Origin of the sequence: Kribbella sp. NPDC003557 (genome assembly GCF_040610805.1) — a bacterium.
GTDB lineage: Bacteria > Actinomycetota > Actinomycetes > Propionibacteriales > Kribbellaceae > Kribbella.
On sequence record NZ_JBEXMY010000007.1, the window covers coordinates 571,083 to 584,521 of the forward strand.

A 13,439-nucleotide genomic window follows, 5' to 3' on the forward strand; every position below is an offset into this window, starting at 1 on the left:
CATGCGAATTAATCGCACCTGTGGACCCCCGGAACAGGCGGGCGGCCGGCGGGGCGTGGTGACGGTCGGTAGAGCTTCACTTTGCGTTGGGCAACGGGTTCCCGCCGGGCCATGTCGGGCCCCTGTCCTGGACCCATGTTGGTGATCGCGCATCGGGGAGCCAGTGGCTACCGGCCGGAACACACGACGGGGGCCTACCGGCTGGCGGCGGTACAAGGAGCCGACTACCTGGAGCCGGACCTGGTCGCCACGCTCGACGGTGTCCTGGTCTGCCGGCACGAGAACGAGATCTCCGGTACGACGGACGTCGCGGAGCACCCGGTGTTCGCGGACCGGAAGATCACCAAGATCGTCGACGGGACCGCGGTCACCGGCTGGTTCGTCGAGGACTTCACGTACGCCGAGCTGCGCACGCTGCGGGCCCGGGAGCGGATGCCCGCGCTCCGGGCGAACAACACGGCCTACGACGGGCTCGAGGAGATCCCCACCTTCGACGACGTGGTCGCGCTGGCGCGCCGGGAGTCGGCGCGGCGGGGCCGGCAGATCGGGGTGATCCCGGAGCTCAAGCACCCGGCGTACTTCCGGCGGCTCGGCCTGCCGCTGGAGGAGCTGCTCACCGAGCGGATCCTCGCGCTCGGGCTGCGCTCCGACGAGATCATGATCCAGTCCTTCGAACCGACGAGCCTGCGACGGCTGTCGGTGATGACACGGGTCCCACTGGTGCAGCTGATCGACTCCGAGAGCGCACCGAACGACTTCCTGCGCATCGGCGACGGCCGCACGTACGCCGACCTGATCGAGCCCCGCGGCCTTCGTGAGATCGCGACCTACGCGCAGGTGCTGGCGCCGTACAAGGACCTGGTCCTGCCCCGCACAGCAGACGGATGCCTGGGCGAACCCACTCGCCTCGTCGACCACGCCCACCGCGCCGGCCTGGCCGTCCAGGTCTGGACCTTCCGCGCCGAACGCCGCTTTCTCCCCACCGCCACCGACTTCCCCACCGAACTGACCCGCTTCGCCGCCCTAGGTCTCCAGGGCGTCTTCACCGACCACCCGGACCAGACCCTCGCCGCTCTCAGCAGACCGGCCCTGAACGTGTAGCAGCGGGGTGACCGCTGCCCGCGATCACCCCGCCTGGGCGCCTGCGCCTCCTCCGGGCGCAGTCCTGCTCACGCCGCCGGGGGCTTGTTGTTGGTGTCGTCGTAGATTCGGGAGGCGATGTCCTGCTCGGTGGTGTCCTGGTTCTGGTTCACCGAGTGCTGGACGTTCTGCCAGACCGCCTTGCCGTCGGACTCGGGGATCACGATCCAGGCGACCGCGTAGCCGATCAGGGCGGCGCCGCCGGTGATCAGGGTGAGGCCGACCCAGCCGAGGCGGACCAGGGTCACGTCGACGTTCAGGTACTCGGCGATGCCGCCGGACACGCCGGAGAGCATCCGCTGGTTCGCGGAACGACGGAGGACCTTGCCGGAGAGGTTCTGGAACGGTGCGTTGGAGTTCGTCATGGCTCCACTGTCCCGTTTCGGCACCCCCCGCCACATCCGGATCGGTACCGACCGACCCCTGATCCGACCCCGACGACTTTCGTGGAACCCTCGTGACACCCCAGCCTGTCTCTAGGGGTGAGGAGGGACATGGACGAGTTCACCGAGTACGTCACCGCGCGCTGGCCCACGCTGGTCCGGTCCGCGGTTCTGCTCGGCTGTACGCCGTCCGAGGCCGAGGACCTGGTCCAGTCCGCGCTGGAGCGCTGTCTGCTCAAGTGGAACCGGGTGCGGGTCGCTGAGGACCGTGACGCGTACGTGCACCGCGTACTGGTCAACTGCTTCCGCTCCTCCCGCAGGCGCCGCTGGCACGGCGAGCTGCCGTCTGCGTCGCTCCCGGAGTCGCCCGACAGCGACAGGACGGCCGGTGTGGACGACACGGACGCCGTGATGCGCGCACTCGACCGGCTGCCGGGCGACCAGCGCACAGCCGTCGTACTGCGGTACTACGCGCACCTGAGCGAGCAACAGATGGCGTCCGTGCTGGGCGTCGCCGCCGGCACCGTCAAGAGCCGGCTGTCCCGAGCGGTGAAAGCCCTGGCACAGGACCCCCACCTGGCAGAACTGCGAGAACCCCGATGACCGACCTGACAGACCTCCTGGAACGGACCGCCGCTCACACTCCCGTCGGTCCACCCCCGCTGGACGCCCTACGAGCCGGAGCAACCCGCCGCCGACGCCGCCGTACGGCAGGACTCACAGCGCTCACGGCGGTAGCGGTCGGCGCTGTCATCGCCGGTGCGAACCTCCTGACCTCAGCCACACCGACCGCGCCTGTGACCTCAGCAAGCCCCACTCCGACGACGGACGCTCCGGTACCGCCTGCGACGCGGCTGGTTGCCTTCGGCCATGCCGCCATCGCCGTGCCGGCCGCCTGGGCGACCAACAAGAGCCAGTGCGGTACCCCCAAACAAGACACGGTCCAGATCGACGACCCCACCAGGGCACAGTTCTGCCAGAGCAACCGCCCGAAGGGTGTGGAGAGCGTGCAGCTGACCGGCACGCCGCCGTCCCTCGACTACCACGCCGACGAGGCGATCGTCATCGACGGCGTACAGGCCCAGCGCCAGCGGACGAGCTGCCTCAACGGCTGGCAGGGCACCAGGGTGTGCATGGGTGCAGTCGGCATTCCATCGCTCAAGGTGTGGTTCTACGCCGAGTCGTCCACGAGCGCCGCGGAGGTCGATCGCATCCTCGCCCGGATCCAGATCCTGCGGGACCGGTCCGGTGTCCCCAGCTACTCGTCGCTCGGTGGCCCGCCTCTCAACCCCATCGCGAAGAACTACGCGCCGCTGCTGCTGGCTGCGGACCTCAAGTCGCACTACAAGTGGGTGACGTCGCCCAGCTACCCGTCCGGCACCATCCTCGGCATCTCGCCCGCGGTCGGGACGGTGCTGCCGGTCGGATCGACGGTGACGCTGACGCTGGCGAGGTGACCGGAACTGTCGGTGGGGCCGCCTAGCGTCGGGGATATGGATGCGCGGGCGGTGGTGAAGGTGATGGCGGGGCTGCCGGGTGCCGAGGAGCAGGAGGGGTGGGCCGGGCAGCCGGTCTTCAAGGTGCGCAACAAGAGCTTTGCGTACCTGTCAGAGGATCAGACGCGCATGCATCTGAAGGCGCTTCGTGAGGAGCAGGAGGCGCTGGTCGCCGAGAATCCCGAGGTGTACGAGGCGTCCTGGGAGGGCGGCCGCTTCGCCTGGGTTCTGATCGAACTGGAGAAGGCCGACGAGGAGGAACTCGCCGAGCTCATCACCGAGGCCTGGCGCCTGACCGCCCCGAAGTACCTGGTGTCCCAGTTAGACGGCTGAGCGGACCAGGACCCACTGCGGGCTGGTGCGGCTGACCTCGGTGAAGCCGGCGTCGAGGTAGACGGACAGCGGGCCGCGGTAGAGGTCGGCCGACGGGATCCGGCCGGCGGTCGTGGTGTCCACGGCGCAGGCCTCGACGACGGGGGCGTCGTACGAGCGGGCCAGGTCGAGGGCGCCGCGGACCAGTTCCCCGGCGATCCCCTGACGGCGGTGGCCGACCGGTACGACGAAACAGGTGATCACCCAGGCATCCGGGTGGTCCGTGCGCCAGTTGGGGGAGGCGACGACGCGCGGGTACGACGTCCGCGGCCCCACGGCGCACCAGCCGACGGGGGCATCCCCGTCGCACGCAACGACACCGGGCGGTCGCTCACCGTTACGAATCTGCGCCTGGAGGCTGTCCCGGTGGGTTTCCGGGCTGCTGCCGGACCATGCCTTGCCGCGGAGCCGGAAGTACTGGCAGAAGCAGCGCGCGGGGTCGCCGCGCTCGCCCATCACCGTCGCGACGTCGGGCCAGGCGTCCGGCCCGGCCGGGCGTACGTTCACCATGGGATCACCGTAGCCGGGGGCCGGCTTGCACTCGTTTGGGGCGAGTGCTAATACTTGGTTAGCACTCCATGGGTGAGAGTGATAAGTGCTCGCGCCTGCCGGAGTGTGCAAGAAGACGGCCTCGATGAGGTGCCGGAGTGCGGCGGGACATGAGCGTCGCGGTGCCGGTGCCGTCCGTCGCGGGCATCGAGCCGGCTGAACACAAAGACTCGACGCGGGAGGACTCGCGGAGAATGCCCAAGCTGATTGCTTTCGATGAAGAGGCGCGCCGCGGCCTCGAGCGGGGAATGAACACCCTCGCCGACGCCGTCAAGGTGACGCTCGGCCCGAAGGGCCGCAACGTCGTGCTGGAGAAGAAGTGGGGCGCCCCCACGATCACCAACGACGGTGTCTCCATCGCCAAGGAGATCGAGCTCGAGGACCCGTACGAGAAGATCGGGGCCGAGCTCGTCAAGGAAGTTGCCAAGAAGACCGACGACGTCGCGGGTGACGGTACGACGACCGCCACCGTGCTGGCCCAGGCTCTCGTCCGCGAGGGGCTGCGCAACGTCGCCGCCGGCGCCAACCCGATGGGCCTGAAGAAGGGCATCGAGAAGGCGACCGAGGCCGTCAGCGAGCAGCTGCTGTCGCTGGCCAAGGACGTCGAGACCCGTGAGCAGATCGCGTCGACGGCGTCGATCTCCGCCGCGGACACCCAGGTTGGCCAGATCATCGCCGAGGCGATGGACAAGGTCGGCAAGGAAGGTGTCATCACCGTCGAGGAGAGCAACACCTTCGGCCTCGAGCTCGAGCTCACCGAGGGTATGCGCTTCGACAAGGGCTACATCTCGCCGTACTTCGTGACCGACACCGACCGGATGGAGGCCGTCCTCGACGACCCGTACATCCTGGTCGTGAACAGCAAGATCGGCAGCATCAAGGACCTGGTCCCGGTGCTGGAGAAGGTCATGCAGACCGGCAAGCCGCTGGCGATCATCGCCGAGGACGTCGAGGGCGAGGCGCTGGCCACCCTGGTCGTCAACAAGATCAAGGGCACCTTCAAGGCCGTCGCCGTCAAGGCGCCGGGCTTCGGTGACCGCCGCAAGGCCATGCTCGTCGACATCGCCGTCCTCACCGGCGGCGAGGTGATCTCCGAGGAGGTCGGCCTCAAGCTCGACACCGTCGACCTGGAGCTGCTCGGCCAGGCCCGCAAGATCGTCGTCACCAAGGACGAGACGACCATCGTCGAGGGCTCGGGCGACGCCGACCAGATCACCGGCCGGGTGAACCAGATCCGCGCCGAGATCGAGAAGTCGGACTCCGACTACGACCGCGAGAAGCTGCAGGAGCGGCTGGCCAAGCTGGCCGGCGGCGTCGCGGTGATCAAGGTCGGCGCGGCCACCGAGGTCGAGCTGAAGGAGCGCAAGCACCGCATCGAGGACGCCGTTCGCAACGCGAAGGCGGCCGTCGAGGAGGGCATCGTCGCCGGTGGTGGCGTCGCGCTGCTGCAGGCGTCGGTGCAGGCGTTCGAGAAGCTGGAGCTCGAGGGTGACGAGGCGACCGGTGCGCAGATCGTGCGCCAGGCCGTCGAGGCCCCGCTGAAGCAGATCGCCGTGAACGCCGGCCTCGAGGGCGGCGTCGTGGTGGAGAAGGTCCGCAACCTCGAGCCGGGTCACGGTCTGAACGCCGCGACCGGTGAGTACGTCGACCTGATCGCCACCGGCATCATCGACCCGGCCAAGGTGACCCGGTCCGCGCTGCAGAACGCGGCGTCGATCGCGGCCCTGTTCCTCACCACCGAGGCCGTCATCGCCGACAAGCCGGAGAAGGCCGCGGCCGCTCCGGGCGGCGCGCCCGACATGGGCGGCATGGACTTCTGATCCAGAGGTAGTCCAACAGCACAGCAGTAGAACCCAAGCGGCCCCGAGCTCACGCTCGGGGCCGCTTGCTGTTGGCAGCCCGACGCAGATAGCGACTACTCAGCGGCTCTGACAAATCTTGACGATATATACAACGTTAAGAATGGCTACTGCTACGGGTAGCATACCCTTGCGAATGGTGAGCGCCGGGCGCACACTGCGGTCATGGCGAACTTCGAGTGTCCGGTCTGCCGGGAAGGTACCCGCGTATCTCGTACGACGATGATCGACGGGACGAGCGCGAAGCGCGAGCGCGTCTGCTTCAGCAAGCCGCCGCACACGTTCGTCACGATCGAGACCACCGCTCAGCCCGAACTGCTCGTGGTCCGGGCCTCCGGACAGGTCGCTCCGTTCGACCGCGAGAAGCTGGAGCGCAGCATCCGGCAGGCGGCCGCGAGCACGATTCCCCGGGACCCGCAGATCACCAAGATCGCCGACGAGGCGCTCCGGATCCTCGCCCCGCAGCCCCGGGTGCCGATTCCGACGGCTGATCTCGGCGACGCCGTCCTGCTCGTCCTGAAACGCACCACGCCCGTCGCCGCCGTACGGTACGCGACGACGTTCCTCGCCAAGCGTGGCCGGATCGACGGTCCCGAGGACCTGGCCACCTGGCTGAAGACCGAGATCCTGCCCAAGGCCCAGCCCGCCCTGATGGACCCGTCGCGTCCGGTCTTCGTGATCAAGAGCCGCCGGTCGAACGAGCCGGTCGGACAAGGGGAGGACTTCAGCCTGATCAAGCTCTGGGACGGCCTGAGCCGCGCGACTCGGGGTCTCGGCCTCAACGGCAAGGCCTATGACGCCGCGGGTTACGACGACGCGGTCGGTTCGGTCGCCGCCTGGATCCTCGATCAGCTCCGCGCCCAGCCCATCGTCACGACGGGGCAGATCTCGGCCGAGACACTGCGGGTTCTCCGCAGCGTGTGTCCGCTCGGTTCCCTCCGGTACTCCATCCTGGTCAAGAGTTACACCACCGCCAGCGCCGTTCTCGACGAGTGCCAGAGCCTCACGGAGTACCCGCCCGCGCCGATCGACCTCACGCAGTACGAGGAGGCCGGCGCCGCACTGGCCGAGGAGGTGCGGGCATGGAAGGCGCGCTGATCGCCGGCCGTCACGCATGGCTGTCGACCCACCTCGGCCCGGCCGGCCCTCGCGGCACGCGGCTCACGAGCGCGTACCTTCACCCGATCGGAGCGGCGTTGATCGCAGACACCCGGTGGGCCGAGGATCTGCACCGCGTCCAGGAGGCGCCTCAACTGGTCCGACTGGACGGAATTGGTCAGGTCTTCGTCGGTTCCGGCCAGGGGTACTGCAGCCGGGCCGCTCACAGCCGCGAGGTGTCGGACATCGCGGCGACGCTGGCCGGCGAGCTCGGCCTACGGCAGGAGCTCGCTGCAGCGATCGGCCTGGCGCACGACTGTGGTCATCCGCCGCTCTCCCACGTGGGGGAGGCGGTGATCCGCGCGTACTGGCCCGAGTTCCACCACTCCGCGTACGCCGCCGAGGTCGCACTGGTCTCCCTGGGATTGTCGCCGGAGACTCTCGCCGGGGTCCGTCGACACCCATGGTCGGCCCACAGTTCTGGTTCGGCCGAGGCAGAGGTGGTCAGGTGGGCTGATCGGATCGCCTACCTGACCCGAGATCATGCGGACGCGGTCACTCTCGGGATGGTCGACGAGGCAGCGCTGCCTCGGGAGATCGAGGCCGAGATCGGTACGACGTATGTCGAGCAGCGGGAAGCGCTGCTGCGGGGAGTCGTCCAGGCGAGCCTCCGTACCGGATCTGTCTGCAGCGAGGACTCCACGGCGTTGGCGATGGCGCGGCTCCGGCAGTACAACTTCGACACCTTCTACACCGCCCCAGCCGTGCAGAGTCAAGCGGTTGTCTTCGCTGCTGCCATGGTCAGAGCACTGCACCGGGTGGCGGCGGCCTTTGGCATCAAACGATCGCCGGCGGACGCAGGCCCGCGGCTGATTCATGACCTGATGACGATGAACGATGCGGCGCTACTCGCGTACGCCGACGAGTCGATCGTCCCGTTTGCGCTTGCCGGACAAGTCGCGTAGGAGCACCGAGGAAGCTTCGCGCGTGGCTCGAAGGAGGTTCTCGTGGCCAAGTCGAAACGCGGGAAGCAGCGGCGCTCGCCGGTCAGCACCTTGGACTCCGTGGATCGCCACGTGTCCGATGCGACGGCGACTGACGACGCACTCAAGCGCTATCAGCTCTTGATGCGCTCCACGGTCGTGTGGTTGGGAGGCTTTGCCCTCGCAGCCCTCTTCATCGTCATGGGTGGGTTCGCGGTCGTCGTCTACCTTGCCGGGCTGTCGTTGCCGGCCGTGATCGGGATCGGGGTCGGCGTGGCCGGAACTGCGACGACGCTCGTCACCGCCATGGTGAAGACGCGTTCGAGCTTCCTCGCGGCAGCGAAACAGCTGTCCCCTCCGGATGCAGAGCGCCGGAGCGACAACGCCAGGACGGGCCGCCGCGAATGACAGCAGTCCCCCCGACGACACTCCCCATCAGGTGCCGGTGATCAGGTGGTGGGCCAGGACGGGGGAGAAGGTTCTGGTGGGGAGGTTCGGGGTGAGGCCGCAGGGGCCGTCGGATTCGCCGGGGGTGCGGAGCCAGAGGTGGAGGTCGACGGGGGTGGGGGTGCGGGCGGGGGGAGTGCCGAGTCTGCGGGCGGGTGGGTTGCAGGAGCTGCCGTCGGAGCCGTTGCCGTTGCGGCTGGTGTCGACGACGTAGTGCGTGCCGCCGCCGAGCGCCTGCAGGATGTCGTTGCCGCGGGCTACCGACTGCTCGGTGGTGAAGTAGTTCGCGGTGTTGAGCGCGAAGCCGCGGATCTTGCCGATGTCGGCGAGCCGCAGCCGGCGGGCGATCTCCTTCGCGTCGCCGGACGTCACGTTCCCGGCGTCGAGGTACGCCCAGGTGTTCGGGTTCTTCGCCGCGAACACCCCGACGGCGTACTTCAGCAGCGCGATCCGCCCGTCCCACTCCGATGTCGGGTAGCAGTCGAGTCGCGCCAGGGCGTCCGGCTCGAGGACCACCACCGCGGGCCGCGTCCCGATCCCGGCCGACACGGCCGCGATCCACGTCCGGTACGCCGCGTCCGACGCGGCCCCGCCGCCGATCCCGCACTGGCGTCCCGGCAGGTTGTCCGTCACCAGCACCGGCAGCTTCCCGGCCTTGTCCGCGGCTGTCGTGTACGCCGTGACGCCCGCGCGTACGTCGCCGCTCCACGCGCCGACCCATCGCGCGGACGCCTGCGCGGCGATCTTCGACGCGAGCTCGGTGTCCTCGGGATGCCGCCGGGCGTACGCCGCCGCGGACGAGGCCGGGTCGACGTAGAACCCGGTGGTCAGCGTCAACGGATCGCCGCTCGCTTCGGCCCGCCCGGACGCGGGCGGGCCGAAGGCAAGCAGGACGGCAGTCAGCAACAGCCCGGTCGTGAAGCGCGGAGTCGGCATCGGTGAAAGACCCTCCTGATCACTCAACGTGCCGACGACATTACTCGTAGCCAGCTCAGCTCTCCTCGTCGACCTCGCAGAACGAGGAGTAGTGGTCGGCGGTGTAGTAGACGTGCTCGGGTGTGGTCTTCACGCCGCCACCGACCAGCCGGCGGGCGCCGCGGTCGGGGGAACCCGGCGTGATCACGGTGTACTCGTGGTAGTAGCCGCTGGACTCCGACGGCAGGATGCCCTCGCGGTTCGAGAAGACGGTGCCGTCCTGGTCGTACGGGAACGGTCCACCGGAGTGGATGAGGTCGAGGGTGTCCGAGGCCTCGGCAGGCAACGAGCTCAGCGCGCAGGTGTCGATCGCGGCCGGCGAGCTGACGACGGACACGGCGGCGGTGGTGGGGGCTGGGGCGGCGTAGGCCGTGGACCCGAGGACGACGGTGGTCGCCAGGGTCACGGCGGCGATGAGGGTTCTCATGCCCGGAGGCTTCCCGGCGGCGGCGGCGCCGGTACATCCCAGCTGTGAATAACGGCTGGACTATGACCCCGCCGAACCCCTAGAGTCTGGCGCGGCGAGAGAGATCCCGGAGCGGAAGGAGCGACCGATGAACACACCGACTTGTTTCCCGGCGCGCCCGATCCGCTCGCACAGCTCGCACTGAGCGGAGCAGCGCGCCTCCTGCTGGAGGATCTGTGACCATCCGCACCACCGTCGAGGCCGACCTCGACACCATCTTCGCTCTCATCGAGCAGCAGTCCGTCAACACCGTCACCCTCGACCGCTACCGCGAATATGTTGCCGCGGGCTACTACAAGCACGACTGGAACTGGGTCGTCGAGGAGAACGGCACGATCCAGGCCCTGGCGATCTGGTGGGGCGTCCCGGGCGAGACCCACCCGTACAGCATCGACGGCCTGTACTACGCCGGCGACGGTGATCCGGTCCCGGTGTGGACCGAGCTGCTGAAGCACGCCGTCGCGTCCCGCTCGTCCGACGCCGAGCCGCCGGAGTACCACTTCTTCCTGGACAGCGACTGGCAGGCCCAGCCCGACGTCGTCGCGGCGCTCGAGTCGCGGGCCCAGGCGGCCGCGGCGGTCGGCATGAACAACGTCACCGACCGGCTGCGGTACGAGTGGAAGCCGGCCTACGGTCTGCCGGAACGCTCCACGCGGCTCACGTTCGGGCCCGCCGACGACGAGGCGTTCGTCGACGTGTTCGTGCGCGTCAGCCAGGGCAGCCTGGACGCCGCGACCGCGCGGGAGATCGCGCGACTGGGCGTCGAGGGCGCGGCCCGCGAAGAGCTGGCGATGTACAAGTCGATGCCCGGCGACCGGAACCTGTGGCGGCTGGCCTTCGACGGCGACGGCGAGCTGGTCGGCTTCGCGATGCCGACGGCGAACGCGGGCGGTCCGGTCGTCGGCTACCTCGGCGTCGTCCCCGAGCATCGTGGCAAGGGGCTCGGTGACGACCTGCTGGCCGAGATCACGCACCTGCTCGCGGAGACCGGTGCCGAGCAGATCCGGGCCGACACGGACTTCGGCAACGTCCCGATGGCGAAGAGCTTCGAACGCCTGGGATACCGGAACTTCGCGGTCCGCCGGGTGCTGTCGTTCCCGGAGAACTAGCCTGAGGTACTGACGCGCCAGGCCCGGATCCCTATGCTCCCTGACATGTCAGAGAGCTCCGGGGGGACGGGGGACGATGCGTGACATCGCGTTGATCCTGCACGTCTTGGCGGGTGTCGTCGCCGTCCTGTTCGGCCCGTTGGCGATCGTGCTCACGCTGCGCCGCCGCGGGCTGAACTGGGCCGGTGAGGTGTACCACTGGGCGATCGCGCTGGTCTGCCTGACCGCGCTGGTGATGGTGCCGTACGACTGGGACCGGCTCTGGTACTTCTGGCCGATCACGATCGCGTCGTACCTGTTCGTGTACGTCGGCCAGCGCGCCGCCGAGGCGCCCGGCGGGCTCTGGTACCGCGGCGTGCTGCGAGGGTACGGCGGCGGCTGGGTCGCGCTGTGGACCGCGATCGCGGTCGTCTCGCTGCCGCATCAGTGGTGGGCGTGGCTGATCCCGATCGTGATCGGCTCGACCGTGATCGAGTGGCTGTGCTTCAACCCGGCGCCGAGCTGGACCCAGCAGGCCCAGCCCGGCCACATCAGCTAGGCCTCAGGCCTGGCCGGCCTGCTCCTCCGGTGTCGCCTTGCGGACGACGAGCCGGGTCCAGGCGCCGACGTAGATGCGGTCGTCGGGGTTCAGTTCCTGGCGCTGCCCCGGGACGATCGGGGTCTCCGGCAACGGCCCGGCCGCGGACGCGACGTACGTGCCGTTGGAGGACTGCAGGTCCTCGACCCACCAGCGCTGGCCGTCCGTGGTCAGCTGGGCCTGCCGGCGGCTGACGCCGGTGTCGTCGCCGCAGTCGATCTCCGGAGAGATACCGCGGCTCTTCGACGGGCGGCCGATCAGCAGGCTCTTCTCGGTCAGCGGGATCACGGCCGGCAGCCCCGGGGACGGACACGGGTCGTCACTCTGCTGTACGGCGTACCAGTCGGGGTCGACCCAGCGCTCGACGACCCACTCGGCCACCGCGGCGGGGGCCGGCGGGGGCGGCGGACCCGCGGGGTCCGGGCCCAGGTCGAGCGAGGACGCGGGCCGCGGCATCGTCCCGGTGGTGAAGTCGTACCCGCAGCTCTCGCAGAACAGCGCGTCTGCCGCCGCCGGCTCGGAGCAGTTCGGGCAGGTCTGGCCCACCGGTGCCGGTGCTGGCGTGGCCGCCGGAGCGGGCGCCGCGACGGCCGGAGCCGGGGTCCCGGCCGCGGCCGGCGTCGCGGCGGCGCCGATCGGCAGGCCGCAGACGTCGCAGTAGTCGGTCGACGTGGAGGGGTGTCCGCTCGGACAGTTCACGGTCATTTCCGCACCCGGGTGGTCTTGGTGGAGGCTGTGTCGAGCGCCATCTCGTCGGCCTTCTCGACCGTGCGCTTGAGCCGCACCGTACCCGTTTCCTGGTCGTCGATGTCCACGACCTTGCGCAGCCGCGTGGTCGCCTCCTCGTTGCCGGTCGCCGCCGCGAGCTGCACGGCCCGGCCGAGCTTGGTGGTCGCGGTCGCTGTGTCGCCCGCGGCCTTGGCGGCCAGACCGTCCTGGATCGCCTGCGCCAGCTCGGTCTGACCGGTGTAGTGGGCGACCTCCGGGCTGATCCGGGTGGTGAGCGCCTCATCGGCGGACCACAGCGCCTTCACCAGGCCCTGGGCGACCGTGTTGTCGCCGATCACGAGCTGCACGCGTGCGGCGAGCTGCTCCTGCCCGACCGCTTTCGCGGCCAGCCGGATCGCGACGTGGTAGTCGCGGGACTCGTCGCCCCACGAGCCGGTCGGGTACGACCCGGTCAGCGGGTTCACGGCCGTCCGGCGCGACGTCAGGTCCTCGACGGTCGGCGCGACCTGCCGGACGAACAGCACCTCGGCGCCCTGCGGCGCCCAGACCCGCAGATCCGCCTGCGCGACGCCGCGGCTCATGGCGTTCTGGATGATCTTGGCGAACTCGGCGGCCAGCTGGTCCGGCGCCGGGATGATGTCGACGGTACCGAGCAGCGCCTGCGCGATCCGGCGGACCTCGTCGACCTGCCAGGCCACGCCGACGCCGCGGGCGTCGCACTGGAACTGGCCGGTGACCGACGCGATCGCCTGGGTCAGCGCCTCCGGCGTCTCGTGCTGGTTCTCGCCGTCGGTGAGCAGGAGCGCGTGCTTCTGCGACAGCGACGGCACGGTCGCGAACACCCGTGAGGCCAGCCGGAGCCAGGTGCCCATGGCGGTCCCGCCGTCGGCGTAGAACCGGGACACGGCGTCCTTGGCGGCCTGCCGGGTGTACGAGTCCATCTTGACCATCACCGGCTCCGCGGACGGCGGGAACGCCAGCTGCGCGCGGTCGTTGCCGGAGATCACCGCGAACCAGACGCCGTCGAGGATCTGGTCGAGCGCGGTCTGCGCGGCGTACGCGGCGGCCTGGACACCGTCACGGCCCATCGAGCCGGAGGTGTCGACGATGATGATCTCACCCGCGTCGCCGCTGCCGGACTGTCCCGCGGCGCCGGCACCGGAGCAGTCCACCGTGACGATGGCGTGCACGTCGGTCCCGCCGTCGGGCAGGAACTCGTTCTGGTAAACGGTGGCGGTGAAGTCGGCCATCTCGGT

16 protein-coding genes are annotated in these 13,439 nt (G+C 69.6%); 10 read left to right on the top strand and 6 right to left on the bottom strand.

Annotated features, from left to right (window positions below):
- The first annotated feature begins 135 nt into the window (after window positions 1-135).
- Window positions 136-1,101, top strand: a complete 966-nt coding sequence (locus tag ABZW60_RS31100) for a glycerophosphodiester phosphodiesterase (protein WP_355482818.1) — start codon at window positions 136-138, stop codon at window positions 1,099-1,101.
- Window positions 1,102-1,169: 68 nt separating this feature from the next.
- Here ABZW60_RS31100 and ABZW60_RS31105 read toward each other — a convergent pair whose 3' ends face one another.
- Window positions 1,170-1,505: a PspC domain-containing protein gene (locus ABZW60_RS31105; RefSeq protein ID WP_355482819.1), complete on the bottom strand. Its 336-nt coding sequence runs from the start codon at window positions 1,503-1,505 to the stop codon at window positions 1,170-1,172.
- A 129-nt stretch (window positions 1,506-1,634) separates the two neighbouring features.
- On the opposite strand from ABZW60_RS31105, the gene ABZW60_RS31110 reads away from it, so the two are divergent.
- The 3 genes from ABZW60_RS31110 to ABZW60_RS31120 all read left to right on the top strand — a co-directional run bounded on the left by ABZW60_RS31110 (window position 1,635) and on the right by ABZW60_RS31120 (window position 3,352).
- Window positions 1,635-2,126: a SigE family RNA polymerase sigma factor gene (locus tag ABZW60_RS31110; RefSeq protein WP_355482821.1), complete on the top strand. Its 492-nt coding sequence runs from the start codon at window positions 1,635-1,637 to the stop codon at window positions 2,124-2,126.
- A 194-nt stretch (window positions 2,127-2,320) separates the two neighbouring features.
- Window positions 2,321-2,980, top strand: coding sequence for a PASTA domain-containing protein (locus tag ABZW60_RS31115; RefSeq protein WP_355482823.1), 660 nt, complete (start codon window positions 2,321-2,323; stop codon window positions 2,978-2,980).
- 36 nt (window positions 2,981-3,016) lie between these two features.
- Complete coding sequence (locus ABZW60_RS31120) at window positions 3,017-3,352, top strand: MmcQ/YjbR family DNA-binding protein (RefSeq protein ID WP_355482824.1); 336 nt, start codon at window positions 3,017-3,019, stop codon at window positions 3,350-3,352.
- Here the strand turns inward: ABZW60_RS31120 and ABZW60_RS31125 are convergent.
- Window positions 3,341-3,901, bottom strand: a complete 561-nt coding sequence (locus ABZW60_RS31125) for a GNAT family N-acetyltransferase (RefSeq protein ID WP_355482826.1) — start codon at window positions 3,899-3,901, stop codon at window positions 3,341-3,343. The genes ABZW60_RS31120 and ABZW60_RS31125 overlap by 12 nt on opposite strands.
- Before the next feature lie 233 nt (window positions 3,902-4,134).
- Here ABZW60_RS31125 and groL point away from each other — a divergent pair, with 233 nt between their 5' ends.
- The 4 genes from groL (at window position 4,135) to ABZW60_RS31145 (ending at window position 8,288) form a co-directional block, all read left to right on the top strand.
- On the top strand, window positions 4,135-5,760 hold the full coding sequence (gene groL, locus ABZW60_RS31130; RefSeq protein ID WP_355482828.1) for a chaperonin GroEL: 1,626 nt from the start codon (window positions 4,135-4,137) through the stop codon (window positions 5,758-5,760).
- 204 nt (window positions 5,761-5,964) lie between these two features.
- A complete protein-coding gene (locus tag ABZW60_RS31135; RefSeq protein WP_355482830.1) occupies window positions 5,965-6,897 on the top strand; it encodes an ATP cone domain-containing protein in 933 nt (310 codons plus the stop codon).
- Window positions 6,882-7,862 carry an HD domain-containing protein gene (locus ABZW60_RS31140; protein WP_355482832.1) on the top strand — a complete coding sequence of 327 codons (981 nt, stop codon included), beginning with the start codon at window positions 6,882-6,884 and terminating at the stop codon, window positions 7,860-7,862. Before ABZW60_RS31135 ends, ABZW60_RS31140 begins: the two co-directional genes overlap by 16 nt.
- 42 nt (window positions 7,863-7,904) lie before the next feature.
- Entirely contained in the window at window positions 7,905-8,288 is a 384-nt protein-coding gene (locus ABZW60_RS31145) for a hypothetical protein (RefSeq protein ID WP_355482834.1), read from the top strand.
- 27 nt (window positions 8,289-8,315) lie between these two features.
- Here ABZW60_RS31145 and ABZW60_RS31150 read toward each other — a convergent pair whose 3' ends face one another.
- Together ABZW60_RS31150 and ABZW60_RS31155 are read right to left on the bottom strand one after the other, a co-directional pair.
- Entirely contained in the window at window positions 8,316-9,263 is a 948-nt protein-coding gene (locus tag ABZW60_RS31150) for a glycoside hydrolase family 6 protein (protein WP_355482835.1), read from the bottom strand.
- A 55-nt stretch (window positions 9,264-9,318) separates the two neighbouring features.
- Window positions 9,319-9,729: a ribonuclease gene (locus ABZW60_RS31155; protein ID WP_355482837.1), complete on the bottom strand. Its 411-nt coding sequence runs from the start codon at window positions 9,727-9,729 to the stop codon at window positions 9,319-9,321.
- 215 nt (window positions 9,730-9,944) lie between these two features.
- On the opposite strand from ABZW60_RS31155, the gene ABZW60_RS31160 reads away from it, so the two are divergent.
- Window positions 9,945-10,877: a GNAT family N-acetyltransferase gene (locus ABZW60_RS31160; protein ID WP_355482839.1), complete on the top strand. Its 933-nt coding sequence runs from the start codon at window positions 9,945-9,947 to the stop codon at window positions 10,875-10,877.
- A gap of 76 nt (window positions 10,878-10,953) precedes the next feature.
- Window positions 10,954-11,415, top strand: coding sequence for a hypothetical protein (locus ABZW60_RS31165; RefSeq protein ID WP_355482840.1), 462 nt, complete (start codon window positions 10,954-10,956; stop codon window positions 11,413-11,415).
- 3 nt (window positions 11,416-11,418) lie between these two features.
- Here ABZW60_RS31165 and ABZW60_RS31170 read toward each other — a convergent pair whose 3' ends face one another.
- Together ABZW60_RS31170 and ABZW60_RS31175 are read right to left on the bottom strand one after the other, a co-directional pair.
- Window positions 11,419-12,159, bottom strand: a complete 741-nt coding sequence (locus ABZW60_RS31170) for an FHA domain-containing protein (RefSeq protein ID WP_355482842.1) — start codon at window positions 12,157-12,159, stop codon at window positions 11,419-11,421.
- Complete coding sequence (locus ABZW60_RS31175) at window positions 12,156-13,433, bottom strand: VWA domain-containing protein (protein ID WP_355482844.1); 1,278 nt, start codon at window positions 13,431-13,433, stop codon at window positions 12,156-12,158. Before ABZW60_RS31175 ends, ABZW60_RS31170 begins: the two co-directional genes overlap by 4 nt.
- Window positions 13,434-13,439 lie beyond the last annotated feature (6 nt).

Excerpts from the sequence above, each read along its gene's own strand:
- ABZW60_RS31100 (WP_355482818.1), top strand. The coding sequence starts at position 136 with ATGTTGGTGATCGCGCATCGGGGAGCCAGTGGCTACCGGCCGGAACAC.
- ABZW60_RS31105 (WP_355482819.1), bottom strand. The coding sequence starts at position 1,505 with ATGACGAACTCCAACGCACCGTTCCAGAACCTCTCCGGCAAGGTCCTC.
- ABZW60_RS31110 (WP_355482821.1), top strand. The coding sequence starts at position 1,635 with ATGGACGAGTTCACCGAGTACGTCACCGCGCGCTGGCCCACGCTGGTC.
- ABZW60_RS31120 (WP_355482824.1), top strand. The coding sequence starts at position 3,017 with ATGGATGCGCGGGCGGTGGTGAAGGTGATGGCGGGGCTGCCGGGTGCC.
- ABZW60_RS31125 (WP_355482826.1), bottom strand. The coding sequence starts at position 3,901 with ATGGTGAACGTACGCCCGGCCGGGCCGGACGCCTGGCCCGACGTCGCG.
- groL (WP_355482828.1), top strand. The coding sequence starts at position 4,135 with ATGCCCAAGCTGATTGCTTTCGATGAAGAGGCGCGCCGCGGCCTCGAG.
- ABZW60_RS31135 (WP_355482830.1), top strand. The coding sequence starts at position 5,965 with ATGGCGAACTTCGAGTGTCCGGTCTGCCGGGAAGGTACCCGCGTATCT.
- ABZW60_RS31140 (WP_355482832.1), top strand. The coding sequence starts at position 6,882 with ATGGAAGGCGCGCTGATCGCCGGCCGTCACGCATGGCTGTCGACCCAC.
- ABZW60_RS31150 (WP_355482835.1), bottom strand. The coding sequence starts at position 9,263 with ATGCCGACTCCGCGCTTCACGACCGGGCTGTTGCTGACTGCCGTCCTG.
- ABZW60_RS31155 (WP_355482837.1), bottom strand. The coding sequence starts at position 9,729 with ATGAGAACCCTCATCGCCGCCGTGACCCTGGCGACCACCGTCGTCCTC.
- ABZW60_RS31165 (WP_355482840.1), top strand. The coding sequence starts at position 10,954 with ATGCGTGACATCGCGTTGATCCTGCACGTCTTGGCGGGTGTCGTCGCC.
- ABZW60_RS31170 (WP_355482842.1), bottom strand. The coding sequence starts at position 12,159 with ATGACCGTGAACTGTCCGAGCGGACACCCCTCCACGTCGACCGACTAC.
- ABZW60_RS31175 (WP_355482844.1), bottom strand. The coding sequence starts at position 13,433 with ATGGCCGACTTCACCGCCACCGTTTACCAGAACGAGTTCCTGCCCGAC.